This is a genomic window from Microbacterium sp. KU4F (assembly GCF_056868075.1).
In genome coordinates this window covers 1,981,251-1,995,965 of the sequence record NZ_CP200324.1, presented here as the reverse complement: position 1 = coordinate 1,995,965, position 14,715 = coordinate 1,981,251, and the positions used below count along the sequence as shown (strand labels likewise).

General features: G+C 69.8%; 14 protein-coding genes. 7 read left to right on the top strand and 7 right to left on the bottom strand.

Going from position 1 to position 14,715, the window contains the following annotated elements; all coding sequences use genetic code 11:
• Window positions 1–25 precede the first annotated feature (25 nt).
• The 7 genes from AC1VNH_RS10165 (at window position 26) to add (AC1VNH_RS10135) (ending at window position 6,507) form a co-directional block, all read left to right on the top strand.
• Window positions 26–1,102: an ABC transporter substrate-binding protein gene (locus tag AC1VNH_RS10165; RefSeq protein ID WP_483111220.1), complete on the top strand. Its 1,077-nt coding sequence runs from the start codon at window positions 26–28 to the stop codon at window positions 1,100–1,102.
• A gap of 88 nt (window positions 1,103–1,190) precedes the next feature.
• Window positions 1,191–2,018 (top strand): ABC transporter ATP-binding protein, encoded by an 828-nt coding sequence (locus AC1VNH_RS10160; protein ID WP_483111218.1) that lies wholly within the window; start codon window positions 1,191–1,193, stop codon window positions 2,016–2,018.
• Entirely contained in the window at window positions 2,005–2,838 is an 834-nt protein-coding gene (locus AC1VNH_RS10155) for an ABC transporter permease (protein ID WP_483111216.1), read from the top strand. The genes AC1VNH_RS10160 and AC1VNH_RS10155 overlap by 14 nt, the downstream gene beginning before the upstream one ends.
• Window positions 2,835–3,758, top strand: a complete 924-nt coding sequence (locus AC1VNH_RS10150; RefSeq protein ID WP_309734434.1) for an ABC transporter permease — start codon at window positions 2,835–2,837, stop codon at window positions 3,756–3,758. Before AC1VNH_RS10155 ends, AC1VNH_RS10150 begins: the two co-directional genes overlap by 4 nt.
• Before the next feature lie 47 nt (window positions 3,759–3,805).
• Complete coding sequence (gene add / locus AC1VNH_RS10145) at window positions 3,806–4,840, top strand: adenosine deaminase (protein WP_483111215.1); 1,035 nt, start codon at window positions 3,806–3,808, stop codon at window positions 4,838–4,840.
• A 9-nt stretch (window positions 4,841–4,849) separates the two neighbouring features.
• The gene (locus tag AC1VNH_RS10140; protein ID WP_483111213.1) at window positions 4,850–5,470 is read left to right on the top strand and encodes a helix-turn-helix domain-containing protein; all 621 of its coding nucleotides are present in this window, start codon (window positions 4,850–4,852) and stop codon (window positions 5,468–5,470) included.
• Window positions 5,467–6,507 carry an adenosine deaminase gene (add, locus tag AC1VNH_RS10135; RefSeq protein ID WP_483111211.1) on the top strand — a complete coding sequence of 347 codons (1,041 nt, stop codon included), beginning with the start codon at window positions 5,467–5,469 and terminating at the stop codon, window positions 6,505–6,507. Before AC1VNH_RS10140 ends, add (AC1VNH_RS10135) begins: the two co-directional genes overlap by 4 nt.
• A gap of 108 nt (window positions 6,508–6,615) precedes the next feature.
• Here the strand turns inward: add (AC1VNH_RS10135) and AC1VNH_RS10130 are convergent, their stop codons facing one another.
• The 7 genes from AC1VNH_RS10130 to AC1VNH_RS10100 form a co-directional block, all read right to left on the bottom strand.
• Window positions 6,616–7,032 carry a hypothetical protein gene (locus tag AC1VNH_RS10130; RefSeq protein ID WP_483111210.1) on the bottom strand — a complete coding sequence of 139 codons (417 nt, stop codon included), beginning with the start codon at window positions 7,030–7,032 and terminating at the stop codon, window positions 6,616–6,618.
• Between the two features lie 376 nt (window positions 7,033–7,408).
• Window positions 7,409–8,974 (bottom strand): GMC family oxidoreductase, encoded by a 1,566-nt coding sequence (locus AC1VNH_RS10125; RefSeq protein ID WP_483111209.1) that lies wholly within the window; start codon window positions 8,972–8,974, stop codon window positions 7,409–7,411.
• A 73-nt stretch (window positions 8,975–9,047) separates the two neighbouring features.
• Window positions 9,048–9,662, bottom strand: coding sequence for a thiamine pyrophosphate-dependent enzyme (locus tag AC1VNH_RS10120; RefSeq protein WP_483111207.1), 615 nt, complete (start codon window positions 9,660–9,662; stop codon window positions 9,048–9,050).
• Window positions 9,659–10,159, bottom strand: a complete 501-nt coding sequence (locus tag AC1VNH_RS10115) for a thiamine pyrophosphate-binding protein (protein WP_137418374.1) — start codon at window positions 10,157–10,159, stop codon at window positions 9,659–9,661. Before AC1VNH_RS10115 ends, AC1VNH_RS10120 begins: the two co-directional genes overlap by 4 nt.
• 55 nt (window positions 10,160–10,214) lie before the next feature.
• Entirely contained in the window at window positions 10,215–11,591 is a 1,377-nt protein-coding gene (locus AC1VNH_RS10110) for an NtaA/DmoA family FMN-dependent monooxygenase (protein ID WP_483111206.1), read from the bottom strand.
• Entirely contained in the window at window positions 11,588–13,093 is a 1,506-nt protein-coding gene (locus AC1VNH_RS10105; RefSeq protein WP_483111205.1) for an aldehyde dehydrogenase family protein, read from the bottom strand. The genes AC1VNH_RS10110 and AC1VNH_RS10105 overlap by 4 nt, the downstream gene beginning before the upstream one ends.
• Entirely contained in the window at window positions 13,090–14,478 is a 1,389-nt protein-coding gene (locus AC1VNH_RS10100; protein WP_483111203.1) for an amidohydrolase family protein, read from the bottom strand. Before AC1VNH_RS10100 ends, AC1VNH_RS10105 begins: the two co-directional genes overlap by 4 nt.
• Between the last annotated feature and the right edge of the window lie 237 nt (window positions 14,479–14,715).

Here is a 14,715-nt window from a genome sequence, read left to right as displayed (position 1 = left end):
CACCCGACAAACCGGGAGACAGCTTATGTCCCGCTTCACCGCACGCCGCACGCGCGTCGCCGTGTCCATCGCCGCCGTCGCTCTCTCGGCCCTCGCGCTCAGCGCGTGTGCCGGATCCAGCGACCCCGCATCCTCGTCGTCCTCCGGCGGCGACGCCGCGGGCCTGGGCGACACCACGATCCAGCTCAGCTGGATCAAGAACGAGGAGTTCTGCGGCGAGTTCTTCGCCGACTCCAAGGGCTACTACACGGACGCGGGCTTCAGCAGCGCCACGCTGGTGCCCGGACCCTCCACGAGCGCCACCGAGCTGATCGCCGGATCCGCCGACTTCGGTCTCAGCGACGCCGTCGCCATCGGCTCCGTCGTCGCGAGCGAGGGCGCGCCGCTGAAGATCATCGGCACGACCTACCAGAAGAACCCGTTCACGATCCTCTCGCTGAAGGACGGCGGCAACATCGCCACGGTCGCCGACCTCAAGGGCAAGAAGATCGGTGTGCAGGACCCGAACACGTCGCTGTTCAACGCGTTCCTCGCCGCCAACGGGCTGACCACGTCCGACGTCACGGTCGTCCCGGTGCAGTACGACCCGGCGCCCCTCACGAACGGCGAGGTGGACGGCTTCGTCTCCTACCTGACCAACGAGGCCATCATCGTCGCGAACGAGGGCTACGAGACGGTCAACCTGCCCTTCGCCGACAACAACCTCGCGTTCCCGGCGGAGACCTTCGTCGCGACCGAGGACATGATCAAGAACAGCCCCGAGAAGGTCAAGGCGTTCCTGAAGGCCGAGATCCAGGGATGGACCGACGCGATCGCCGACCCCGCCGAGTGCGCGCGTCTCGCCTACGAGGACTACGGCAAGGACCTCAACCTCGACCCGAAGAACTCCGAGGCCGGTGCCGCCGCCCAGCTGAGTGACCTCGTCGTCTCCGACGAGACCGCCGAGAACGGCCTGTTCACGATCTCCGACGACCTCAAGGACGCCACGATCAAGAGCCTGTCGGAGGCCGGCATCGACGTGACCGCCGACCAGCTGTTCGACACCTCGCTCCTCGAGGAGCTCTACAGCGAGAACCCCGACCTGGTCAAGTACGCAGGTTGACCCCGCGAGGGCGCCCGTGCGCGGGCGCCCTCGTACTCCCCTCCCCCCGTCGGTGACCCACCGACCCCGAGCGAAAGCAGCCATCGACGTGACCCAGACTGTCGTCGAGACCGGCGCGACCGATGCCGCGCTCGGCACCGGCCTCCAGATCACCGGCCTGAACAAGGTTTTCACCACCGGCCGCAAGTCGGTCGTCGCCCTTCAGGACACGAACCTCCACACCGACCAGGGCACGTTCCTGTCGCTGCTGGGACCGTCCGGATGCGGGAAGTCGACCATCCTCCGCATCCTCGCGGGCCTCGAGCAGCCCACGAGCGGCACGACTCGCGTCGACGGCAAGAGCCCCAAGGAGATGCGTCGCGAGAACAAGCTCGGGATCGCCTTCCAGGACTCGGCGCTGCTTCCGTGGCGCAGCGTCTACGCCAACATCCGTCTGCCGTTCGAGATCGCGGGCAAGAGCCCCGACAAGGCGTACATCGACGAGATGATCGCCCTGGTCGGGCTCCGCGGCTTCGAGAAGGCCAAGCCGGCGCAGCTGTCGGGCGGGATGCGGCAGCGCGTGTCGATCGCTCGCTCGCTCATCATGCGCCCCGAGGTCCTGCTGTTCGACGAGCCCTTCGGCGCTCTCGACGACATGACCCGCCAGAAGCTCAACCTCGAGCTGCTGCGGATCTGGACGGAGAAGCCGGCGACCACGCTGCTGGTGACGCACGGCATCTCCGAGGCCATCTTCCTCTCGGACCAGGTCGCCGTGATGAGCCCGCGCCCCGGCCGCATCAAGGAGGTCATGACGATCGACCTGCCGCGGCCGCGCCTGCCCGAGATGATGCGCAGCCCGGAGTTCCACTCTTACGTCGATCACGCCTCTGAGCTCCTGTTCGGAGCGGGAGGGGCCGCGGCAGATGACGACCACTGACGCATCGCCCAAGGGCAAGGCGGTCCAGTGGGAGGACGTCCGCCTCCCCGCATGGCTCATCGGAGTCATGGGCGGGATCGCCCTCATCGCCTTCTGGTGGCTGATCTCGACGATCTTCCTCAACCCCTCGGGCCGCCAGATCATCCCGAGCCCGCCCGACGTCATCGGGGCGTACATCACGACCGGCTGGGACTACTTCGCCCGCAACTTCTCGGTGACCCTCGTCGAGGCGGGAATCGGATACCTCTGGGGGAACGGGCTCGCCCTCGCCCTCGCGTTCATCGTTCTCCTCGTTCCGCGGTTCGAGGGCGTGGCCATGCAGTTCGCGATTCTGACCTACTGCGTGCCGATCGTCGCGATCGGCATGCTCGCCGTCGTGCTGTTCCCCGTTCCGAAAGCGGGCGAACCCAGCGGTACCGCGGTCTTCCTCGCCGCCCTCTCGGTCTTCTTCACGACCGTCGTCGGAGCGCTGCTGGGGCTCAAGTCGGCCGACCGGTCGAGCTTGGATCTCATCACCGTCTACGGCGGCAGCAAGCTGACGCAACTGCGCAAGGTGCGCCTCATCGCAGCGCTTCCCGCCATCCTCAACGCGTTGCAGATCGCCGTCCCGGCCGCCTTCCTCGGCGCCGTGCTCGGTGAGTTCTTCGGCAAGATCGAGGCCGGGGTGGGGCTGGCCATGATCCTCGCGCAGCAGAACTCCGACGCGCCCCTCGTCTGGGCCCTCGCCCTCGCCTCCGGCGCCGTGGCCCTCGCGGGCTTCGCCCTCGTCGGACTCGTCGCCCGCCTCATCGCGCCCTGGTCGAAGGGAGCCCACAAGTGACCGAAGCAGCCATCGCAGCCACCGGCACGCGGCAGTCCGCCGAAGCCATGAACCAGCCCTCCGGCCCGCAGCCGCCCGCCCGGAAGCCCGATCTCCAGGTGACAGTGCGCAAGCAGGTGGCGTCCGGTGCCCTGAAGGCGTTCGGCTGGGGCATGGTGACCTTCGTCGGCACCCTCGTGGGCGTGCTCGCCCTCTGGGTGGGTGTCCTGGCGATCCTCAACGTCTCGCCCATGATCGCCAAGGGCCCCATCGACGTATGGAACTACCTCTTCACGCTGCCGGCAGCCGAGGCGAACCGCGAGCTGATGTTCGGAAACCTGGCCGTCACGCTGGGGCACTCGCTCATCGGCTTCGTGTCGGGACTGGTCGTCGCGATCCTCGGGGCGAGCATCTTCCAGCTGAGCAAGGGCATCGAGCACGCGCTCATGCCGGTCGCGATGCTCCTGCGCTCGGTGCCACTGATCGCGATGGCGCCGGTGATCATCATGATCTTCGGCCGCGACATCGCGACCGTCGCCGTCATCGGCGGGATCGTCGTGCTCTTCCCCGCCCTCGTGAACATCTCCTTCGGGCTCAAGTCCGCCTCCGCGCAGATGAACGACCTCGTCGAGGTCTACGGCGGCGGCTCCTGGGCCAAGCTGCGCAAGATCGCCATGCCGTCCTCGCTTCCCGCGTTCTTCGCCGCCGTGCGCATCTCCGTGCCCGGTGCGATCACCGGTGCGCTGCTCGCCGAATGGCTCGCCGTCGGCGGCGGGATCGGCGGCTCGATCGCCGGCTACATCCCGCAGGCGCAGTTCAGTGCGCTCTGGACGTCCGTGGTGCTCGTCACGATCGTCTCGCTCGTGCTGTACAACGTCATCCAGATCGTCGAGAACGTGGTCCTCGCCCGCATGGGCATGCGCGCCCAGACCGGCATCTGACCCTCGCGGCTCGCGCCGCATCCGCCTCTTCCAGGAAGATCTTCGGTATGACCGATCTCACCGCGTTCGCGCACGGCCTGCCCAAGGCAGAGCTCCACCTGCACCTCGAGGGCACACTCGAACCCGACCTCAAGTTCGCGCTCGCCGAGCGCAACGGCATCGAGCTCGCCGAGAAGACGGTCGACGAGGTGAAGGCCACCTACGACTTCACAGACCTCACGAGCTTCCTCGCGGTGTACTACCCGGCGATGCGGGTCCTGGTCACGGCCGACGACTTCCACGACCTCGCCTGGGCCTACCTCCAGCGGGCGGCGGCGCAGGGCGTCGTGCACGTCGAGATGTTCTTCGACCCGCAGGCGCACACCGGTCGCGGAGTGCCCTTCGCCGATGTGATCGGCGGGTATCGCCGTGCCGTGGTGCGCGCGGAGCGCGAGCTCGGCATCTCGGCCGAGCTCATCATGTGCTTCCTGCGCGACTATTCCGCCGAGTTCGCCTTCGCGACGCTCATGGAGGCGCTGCCCTACAAGCAGTGGATCCTCGGGATCGGCCTGGACTCCGACGAGCGCGGCAACCCGCCGGAGAAGTTCGCCGAGGTCTTCGCCCGGGCGCGCGCCGAGGGCTTCCTGCTCACGATGCACTGCGACATCGACCAGCCCGGCTCCATCGACAACATCCGCACGGTGCTCGATGAGATCCAGGTCGACCGCATCGACCACGGCACGAACATCGTCGAGGACCCGGCGCTCGTCGCCCTCGCCATCGAGCGCGGGCTCGGCTTCACCACGTGCCCCGTGTCGAACTCCTTCGTGACCGAGCAGATGAAGGCGGACGAGATCGTGGGGTTGCTCCGGCAGGGCGCCAAGGTCACGCTGAACTCCGACGACCCGGCGTACTTCGGTGCCTACGTCGGCGACACGTACGTCGCGCTCGCCGAGCAGGCGGGGCTGACCGAGACCGATCTGGTGCAGTTCGCGATCAACTCGTTCGAGGCTTCGTGGCTGACACCGGCTCGCCGCGCCGGCTACCTCGCGGCCGTCGCCGACTATGCTGCGCGCCACGGCGTCGCGATGCCCGCCGCATAACCTCGGACCATGACCGACCCTGTCGCCACGATCGCCGCGGACGAGGATGCGGCCGGCCAGCGTCTGGGCGCCCGCATCCGCGAGCTGCGACAGGCGCGCGGACTCACCCTCGTGCGCTTGGCCGCCGCCACCGAGCTCTCGCATCCGTTCCTGAGCCAGCTGGAACGGGGGCTCGCGCAGCCGAGCCTGGCGTCGCTGCGACGCATCGCGGTGGCGCTGGAGACGAGCCCGATCGAGCTGATCGCCGCCTCCGACGAGCCGCGCGAGGCCGCATCCGCGATCGAGATCCAGCGCGCGGGATCCGGCGCCGTGCCGGAGGGGTTCGCATCCGGTACCGCGCGGATGCTGGCGCACGACGCGCGCGCCTTCCACCCGGTCGAGGTCGTCGCCGACGCCCTCGTGCCCGGTGAGAGCTTCACCCACGAGGAGGAGGAGTTCCTCTATGTGGTGGCCGGGGGCATCCGGATCGAGCTCGACGGTGAGGCGCACGATCTGACCGCCGGCGACTCGGTGCACTTCCCCGGGGGCGTCGTGCACCGCTGGTGGTCGCTGGACGGGGAGCCGTACCGGCTTCTCGTCGTCAAGAGCGCGGGCGTTCTCAGGCCCCGCACACCCGGAGGAACACCGTGATCTCGTACGCCGACTACCTGCAGCTGCTGCCCAAGACGGAACTGCACTGCCACTTCGCCTCGACCATGACGGCGACCACCTTCATCGAGCTGGCCGCGCGCTACGGCGTGGAGCTGTGGGGCGATGACCCCGAGACGCTCTTCGACTTCGCCGACCTGCCCGAGTTCCTCGTCGCCTTCCGCGCCGCGCACGACGTGCTGCGCGAGCCGGCGGACTTCGAGCGCGTCGCCTGGGAGGGTGTGCGGGCCGCTGTCGCCGAGGGCAACCTCCGCTACCGCGAGTACTACGTGAACCCGCAGTACTTCGCCGCCCGCGGGATCGGTTACCGCGACGTGATGGACCCGATCATCGCGGGCCTGCGACGCGCCGAGGCCGACTTCGGCGTCGGGTTCCGCATCGTTGCCGCGATCAACCGGCGCGACAGCCCGGAGTCCGCGGTCGCGATGGTGCGCGAGGTGATCGAGCACGGCATCCCGGAGGTCGTGGGCATCGGCCAGGACGACCTCACCCCGGAGAACACCGAGGACCCCACCCGGTTCGCGGCCGCGTACCGGCTGGCCGCATCCGCCGGTCTGAAACTGACGGCGCACGTCGGCGAGACGCCGACGGCGACGCCGGATGCGGTGCGCGAGGCGATCGAGGTGCTGGGCTGCGACCGCCTCGACCACGGGTACCGCATCGTCGACGATCCGGCCGTCGTGGCTCTCGCGCTCGAGCGCGGCATCGGGTTCGCGACGACGCCCGTGTCGACGACGATCTGCTCGGGCTGGACCCTGGACGAGGGGCACCGACTGCGCGCCATGATCGACGCGGGGCTCACGATCAGCGTGTCCACCGACGATGCGATGTTCTTCCGCACCGACATCGGCAAGGAGTACCGCGAGGGACTCAGGGCATTGGGTGTCGATGCGGCCGCGGCGAAGCGGATCGCGCTCGCCGGCATCGACATCTCGTTCGCGGATGCGGCCACGAAGGCGCGCCTGCGCGGCGAGTTCGAGGGCGCCTTCATCGCCCTCGACGCCCTCCTCGAGCCCTGAGTCCCGGCGTCGGCCGCTGCTGATCCTCCTGCTCCTGCTCACTGTTCGCCTGTCACAGATCGACGGGAACCCGTCGATCTGTGACAGGCGAACAGGCCCGGGACGCGGTCAGGCGGCCGCGGTACGGCGACGAAAGTACGGGTTCGAAGCCGGCAGGTACATCAGCACGGCTGCGGCGATTGCGACGAGCACGATGAGGATGTCCACGATGTTGCCCGCGGCGAAGGCGGGGAGCCCGGCCAGCACCGCGATGATCGCCAGGATGAGCAGCACGATGCGTGCCCAGTTGCGTCCGCGGAGCATGTAGACGGCGAACAGGATGCGCAGCGCCGCCCCGACGGCGAGGCCGATGATCGCCGCGGCAGGACCCACGGCGGCGGCGACCTGTGCGTTGCCGCCGACATCGACCACGGCGTAGCTCCCGTTCGCGAGCGACGTGAGGATCGAGATCGCCGAGAGCGCGACGCTCGCGATCCAGAGCCAGAAGGATGCGGTGACCGCCGTCGGGCGTGCGCTGTTGTCCATGATCGTTCCCCCTCCGAGCCCCCCACGATGGGTGCTCTGGCTCAGACCATAGGGCACGCACAGGCGCGCCGCCGGGCTGTGCGCGTCGGGGACCGGCCCGGTCGTGCTTCCTCCGGCGGTATCGCGCACGCGTGGTCGCCGCATCCCGTCGGTCGCCGCATCCAGTCGGTCGCCGCATCCCGTGTCCCGGACCCGTGTCCCGCATCCCGTGTTCGAGGACCCGTGTTGTTGTGCCGAGGGCGTGCGGTCGGCGTTTCGGGTCTCTCGAACGGAGCTTGCCGGTGTTCGAGAGACGCGAATCGCCGCTTCGGGGCCGGTTGGACCGCGTTTCGGGTCTCTCCAACAGAACTCAGGCGAAGAAGCCCGGGGCGGGGGATCAGCGAGCGGCGGCGACGAGTTCGGCGCCGCGCTCGGCGATCGCCACGGTCGGGGCCTGGGTGTTGCACGTCGGGATCGAGGGCATCACCGACGCGTCCGCCACCCACAGCCCCTCGAGGCCCCTCACCCGCAGCGCGGGATCGACCACCGCGAGCTCGTCCGTGCCGATGCGCGCGGTGCCCGAGCAATGGAAGAACGTGCCGATGTTCTCTCGCACGAACCGAACCCTGTCCGCGTGCGCGAGTCCTGCGGCCGGCGTGATCGGGCCCTCCGCGAGATCGGCGTAGGCGGATGCGGCGACGAGATCCTGCACGGCGTCGACCGCCTCGACCATGGCTGCGAGATCCGTCGGATCGGCGAGGTAGTTCGGATGGATGTCGGCGGCAGCATCCGGATCCGCCGAGCGCACCCGCACCCAGCCGACGCTGCGCGAGCGGTACAGGCCCGGGACCAGGGCGAACACGCGATTCCCGGACAGGTCGTGGCGCGCGTGCAGCACGTCGTCGCCGCGAGAGCCGTGCGCGACGACCGTGTGGAGGTCGGGGCCGGTCTCGGCGTAGGAGCTGCGCCAGTTGAGCATCGCGCCGCCGCCGTTGCCGATCACCGGGCCGAGGTCGTCCCGGGCGCGGAAGTTCATGCCGAGGATCAGCGGGTGATCCTGGAAGTTCTCGCCGACCCCGGGCAGATGGTGCATCGCTCGGATGCCGGATGCGGCGAGCCGCGCGGCGTCCCCGATCCCCGACAGCTGCAGCAGCCGCGGGGTGTCGAGCGCCCCGGCCGCCAGCACGATGCGCGTGGCGGCGGTCTCTACGGCGACATCGCCGACCGTGTGCCGCACGCCGGTGACGCGGTCTCCGGTCAGGACCAGCGCGTGGACCCGGCTATCGACCAGCACGTCGAGATTCGCTCGGCCGAGCGCGGGCTCGAGATAGCCTCGCGCGGTGCTCCAGCGCTCGAAGGATCCGTCGTCCCCCTCGACCGCGTTGTAGTCCGGGTAGGTCGCGCCCTCGTTGGACGCCGCATTCGCGTCGTCGATCACCGGGAGGCCGCGTTCGGCGGAGGCGGCGATGAGCGCGTGCGCGATCGGGTGCACGTGCGCGAGAGGCCCGACCCGCATCGGCCCCGTGAGCCCGCGGTACGCCCGGTCGCCGCCGGCGCGGGACTCGGACCGGCGGAAGTACGGCAGCAGATCGTCGTAGCCCCAGCCGGCGGCGCCCGCATCCGCCCACGCGTCGTAGTCCGCGCGGTTGCCGCGGTACCAGAGCATGGCATTCGTCGAGGATGATCCGCCGAGCACCTTGCCGCGCGGCATCGCGAGGGAGCGACCGAGAACGTGCGGGGTGGGCGTCGACCGGTAGCCGTGGTCGTACGCCCCGCCGATGAGGGCGTCCCAGTGCGCGGCCTCGAGGATCTCGCGCACGCCGCGGTGGTCGCCGCCCGCTTCGATCAGGAGCACGCGGACAGCGGGATCCTCCGACAGGCGCGCCGCCAGCACGCATCCGGCCGCCCCGCCGCCGACCACAATCTCGTCGTAGCCGGCGGCGGGGGTGCGCACCAGGGGCATCACGCGCTCCTGGGCGCGAGGGCGTCGTCTTGCGACGCTCGTGGAGCGACCGGCACGATCTGAGACGCGACCATCAGTTGTGCTCGCTCGGGCCCATGATGCTGATGCCCTCCGTGGCCTCGACGTGGCGCACGAAGATGTACTTGTCCTCGCGTCCGTCGGAGTGCTTGCGCTTGATCCCGGGCTCGAGGATCCCGTCGGTCTTCGCGACGACGATGTACGGCTCGGATGCGGCGAGTCCAGCCGCGCAGTGCGCGTCGAACTCTTCGAGCGTCTCGGCGGTGAACGCCTTCTCGACACCCGCGCCGCGGGCGATCGCGGCAAGGTCGACGCGACCCTTCGCCGTGTGCGTGGCCGGGCCCCCGATCGACTGGTATTGCTCGTTGTCCCACACGACGATGAACAGGTTCGCCGGGCGCTCGTTGCCGAGGGTCGCGAGGATCCCGAGGTTGAACAGGAGGCCGCCGTCGGTGTCGAGCGAGACGATGCGGCGGTGGGGCAGGCCCACGGCGAGGCCGAACGCCTCCGGCGTCACGCATCCGAGCTGCTGCTGGAACAGGCTCGCCTCGCGCATGTGCGGGGCGGCGTTGTACCACTCGTCGACGGCGCCGCCGAGGGAGAGGATGACCAGCTCGTCCGCAAGGCGTGCGGCGAGCAGCTTCATGGCTTCGAATCGGGAGTAGCTCATCGGACCAGATCCCCTCCGAGGACGATGGCGGCGTGGTAGTACGACGCGTAGGCGGTGTCGTAGGCGCGGACGATCGCCGTCTCGAGCTGGTCGACGTCGCGGACGATCGTGTACGGCGTGCGCAGCGCCTTCAGCAGCGGCTCCATCGTGATGCCGTGCGGGATCGCCCACCAGTTGTTCTCGCCCATCTCGCCGCGGTAGCTCATGATCATGACCACGGGGATGCCCGCGCCGAGACCCATGCGGGCGAGGTGCTCGGTCGCGGCGCGCAGCCCCGAGTTCTCCATGACCAGCACGGCGCGCTTGCCGGAGAGGAACACGCCGCCGGCGATCGCGGCGCCCTCACCCTCGTTCGTGACCGGGATGGTGCGGATGTCGGGGTCCGCATCCAGAGCCGGGTACAGCTCCTTCAGCAGCGAGTCGGGCAGATACGTGGCGACGGAGACGCCGGCTCGCTTGAGCCCGCGGATCACCGCCTCGACGGCGTCGGCTCTCATGTGGTCTCTCTTTCGTGCGGGTGGGTGGAGTTTCTTCCCGGCAAGGGACGGCGGATCAGGACGGAACGGATGCGGTCTCGCGCACCACGAGCCGGTGCGCACGGTGGGTGGCGGCGAGGCGGGGGCCGCCGCCGAAGTGCTCGCGCAGCGTCGCACCGGCGGGCGGGCTGACGCGTCCCCGTTCGGCCAGCACGGGCACGACGAGGTCGATGAACGCGCGATATGCGCCGGGCCCGCCGAACGTCGGCTCGAGCATGAGGCCGTCGAGCCCCGAGCCGTCGACGATCGCCTCGATCTCGTCGGCGACCTGTTCGGGGGAACCGGTGATCTGGAACCCACGGATCGCCTTCGTGCGGAACTGGTCGAGGATCTCGCCCACCCGCATCTCGGCGTTCTGTCGTGCGTAGCGCTGGATGAGGGTCTGTCCAAGGTCGGTGCGCAGGTCCACGACCTTGGTGTCGGGGTCGATGCCGGTGAGATCGAGTCCCGTGATCCCGGCGAACATGACGGCCGCATCCGCGCGCTGCAGCACACTCTCGTACTCCTCACGGAGGACGCGTGCCTCGGCCTCGGTGGCAGCCACGGTCACGGTCATGCCCGAGATCACGGCGATGTCGTGCGGGTCGCGCCCGTGGGTCACGGCCTGTGCGCGGATGTCGTCGACGTGCGCCTTGGCGGCGGCGATCGACTGGCCCTGGATGAACACGGCCTCGGCGTTACGGGCGGCGTAGGCGCGACCACGATCAGAGGTGCCGGCCTGGAAGAGCACGGGCGTGCGCTGCGGGGTGGGCGGCACCGCGAAGATCCCGGCGGTGCGCTGGTACGTGCCCTCGACCTCCACTCGGTGCAGCTTCGCCGGGTCGGCGTACACGCCCCGATCACGGTCACGCAGCTCGGCGCCGTCGTCCCAGCTGTGCTCCCACAGGCGCAGGCACGTGTCGAGGAACTCGTCGGCCGCGTCGTAGCGCTGGTCGTGATCGAGCGTCTCGGTCACCCCGAACAGCTGGTCCGTGGTCGCCTGAGAGCTGCCGGTCACGACGTTCCAGCCGATGCGTCCGTCGGTGAAGCGGTCGAGCGTCGCGAAGCGGCGCGCGGTCCCGTAGGGCTTCTCCACGGTCGTGGGGGAGGTGACCACGAAGCCCAGGCGTTCGGTCGCCCGCGCGAGGGTCGCGATCGCCAGCATCGGATCCAGGGCGGGGAACTGGATGCCGTGGGCCGCGACCTCGTCGGGCATCCGCCCGTCGAGGGTGGCGTAGCCGTAGGTGTCGGCGAAGAAGAGGAAGTCGAAGCCGGCCGCATCCAGTTCGCGCGCCAGGTCCACCCAGTAGTCGAGGCGGTCCCAGTCGTCGCCGCGGCCGTCGGGATGCGTCCACGTCGGCATCCCGTTGGAGGGGTTCATCATCTCGAAGACCCCGAGCGCGATCCGTGTCATACGACCATCACCACCGACTTCGTCTCGAGGTAGTTCTCCAAACCCTGCGCTCCGTTCTCGTAGCCCCAACCGGACTCCTTGTGCCCGCCCTTGGGCAGCTCCGGACCGAGGAAGGAGTGGCAGTTGACCCAGACGGTTCCCGCTTGCAGGCGCGCGGCGACGCGGTGGGCGTTGCTGAGCCCCTCGGTCCAGATGCTGGCGGCGAGCCCGTAGTCGATGTCGTTCGCCCAGCCCACGACCTCGTCGAGGTCGTCGAAGGGGGTGACGACGGCGACGGGTCCGAAGATCTCCTCCCGCATGAGACGGGCGTGCGGCGGGACGTCGGTCAGGACGGTCGGCGTGAAGAACGTGCCCGACGGACCTGACCGCTCGCCACCGGTGACGACGGTGACCCCGTCGGCTGCGCCCTCGTCGACGTAGGCGGCGACGCGTCGGGCCTGCGTCTCGCTCACGAGCGGCCCGAGGTCAGTGCCGGCCGCGAGGCCGTGGCCGAGTCGCAGGGCGTCTCCCGCCGCTGCCATGCCGGCCACGACCTTGTCGTAGACGTCGCGGTGCGCGTAGATGCGTGCGCTCGCGACGCACACCTGGCCGCCGTTGTCGAAGATGCCGCGCGAGACGCCCGCGACGGCGGCGGACAGATCCGCATCCGGCAGGATGATCGAGGGCGACTTGCCGCCGAGCTCGAGCGTGAGCCGGGCGAGTCGGTCGGATGCGGTGGCCACCAGCTTCTTGCCGACCGCGGTGGAGCCGGTGAAGGCGATCTTCGCGACGCCGCGGTGTTCGACGAGCGCCTGCCCCGTCTCGTGCCCGTAGCCGGTGACGATGTTGACGACGCCGTCGGGCAGCCCCGCCTCCTGCAGCAGGCGCCCGAGGTAGAGCGCGCTGAGCGAGGTGTTCTCGGCGGGCTTGAGCACGATCGCGCAGCCTGCGGCCAGAGCGGGGGCGAGCTTCATCGCCGTCATGATGAGCGGCGAGTTCCACGGGACGATCGCCGCGACCACGCCCACGGGCTCCCGCCGCGTGTAGGCGAACACGTCCTTGCCCTCGGGCGTGCGGGTGAGGGAAGTCGGAATCGTCTCGCCCGTGATCTTCGTGGGCCAGCCCGCGTAGTAGCGGAACTGCGAGATCGCGGCGGGGACCTCGCCGAAGCGGGCCGTGCCGAGGCTCTTGCCCTGGTCGAGCGTCTCGAGCTCGGCGAGGTCGTCGAGGTGCTCCTCCATGACGTCGGCGATGCGCCACAGCAGCTTCGAGCGGTCGGCCGGCCGCATCCGTGCCCACGCCGCGGTCTCGAGTGCGGCGCTCGCCGCGCGGACGGCGGCATCGACATCGCCGGTCGAGGCGCGGGCGACGTGCGCCAGAGTCTCGCCCGTCGCCGGGTCGAGCGAGGCGAACGTGTCGGATGCGGTGACCCAGCGTCCGCCGATGAGCAGGCGTCCGGGGTCATCGGCGAGGAAGCGGGCGACCCGCTCGCGGAGCGGCCCGTGATCGAGCGCGATGGTCATGGCGTGGCCTTTCGGGGGAACAGTCCGTCGAGCTCGCCCTGCGCCGCGATCCACGCGGAGCGACGGGCGAAGAGGTCGGGAACGAGCGCGCGCACGCGGTCGATCAGCTCGCCGAGGTCGGCGTTCACGAGGCGGCCGTCGCGCACGACGATCTCGCCGTCGACGACCGTCATGTCGACGTCGGAGCCACGCACCGCGTGCACGAGGTTGTGGTGGATGTTGGGATATGCGCCCTCGGGCATGAACGGGGTCATACGGGGCGTGTCGGTGCGGACGGCCACGAAGTCGGCCTTCCGGCCCGGCGTCAGCGCACCGAGCTCGTCGCCGCGGCCGATCGCCGCCGCGCCGCCGCGGGTCGCCATGCCCAGCACCTGCCACGAGTCCATCGCGGCCGCATCCATCGTGCGCAACTTGCCGAGGAGAGAAGCGACCTTCATCTCCTCGAACATGTCGAGATTGTTGTTCTCCTTCTCGCCGTCGGTTCCGAGTCCCACGTCGACGCCTGCCGCGAGCATCTCGGCGACCGGCGCCATGCCGCTGGCGAGCTTCATGTTCGAGACGGGGTTGTGCGAGACGCCCACGCCGCGCGCGGCGATCAGATCGACCTCGGCCTGATCCAGCCACACAGCGTGGGCGATCATCGCGCGCGGCACATCGAAGAAGCCGAGCTGCTCGAGGGCGAACATGGGGCGCGCGCCGTGGCGGGCGGCGAAGTCGGCGAGTTCGATCTCGGATTCGCTGCAGTGCGTGTAGAGGCCGGTGCCGTAGGCGTTCGCCAGTGTGATCGCCCGGCGCTGGCCCGCCGCATCCGCGTAGAACGGGTGCTCGAGTCCGACCCAGGGCATGATGCGGCCGTTGGCTGCGCCCGTCCATTCGCTGAGCATCCGCTCGTTGTCGTCGAGGGTGTCGAAGTAGTCGAAGTCCGGGTGCTCGCCGACGTAGTTGACGGTGACGACGCGGTTGCCGAGGGCGGATGCGGCGCGCGCCGCGCCGTCCATGTAGCGCCACATGTCCACCACGGTCGTCGTGCCCGACAGGAGCCCCTCGGCGTAGCAGAGCCACGCGGCGGCCTCGGCCTCGTCGGGGCGGAGCACGCGGTGCATCGGGTCGATGTGCAGCCGCAGCCACTCCCAGACCGGCAGGTGCTCGGCGGTGCCGCGCAGCATCCCGGAGTGGTGGTGGGCGTTGATCAGCCCCGGCATGAGCAGGCGGTCGGGTAACTCGATGCGCTCGGCGTCGGGGTGGGCCGCGATCAGCTCCGTGCGGGGCGCGACGTCGGTGATCGTGTCGCCGGTGACGAGCACGCCCGCATCCGTGAGGACGCGGCGTTCGTCGTCCATCGTGACGACGAGTTCGGGCAGAAAGAGGCGCGCGGTGGGAGGCACGCTGTCGATCGTAGATACCTATCGTTGATTACACATACCAATCGCGTTTCGCGCGCGTTACCTCTGGCGGGGCGGCCGTGCGGGTCTCGTGCGCGTTACGTGTCGCGAGGCGCGGGGAGCTCGTCTCCGGCTCCCCGTCCGACAGTTCGCCTGTCACAGATCGACGCCGTCGCGTCGATCTGTGACAGGCGAGCGAATGGGGTGCGCGGGCGAGAGCCCGACGCGCAGGGCGGGGCG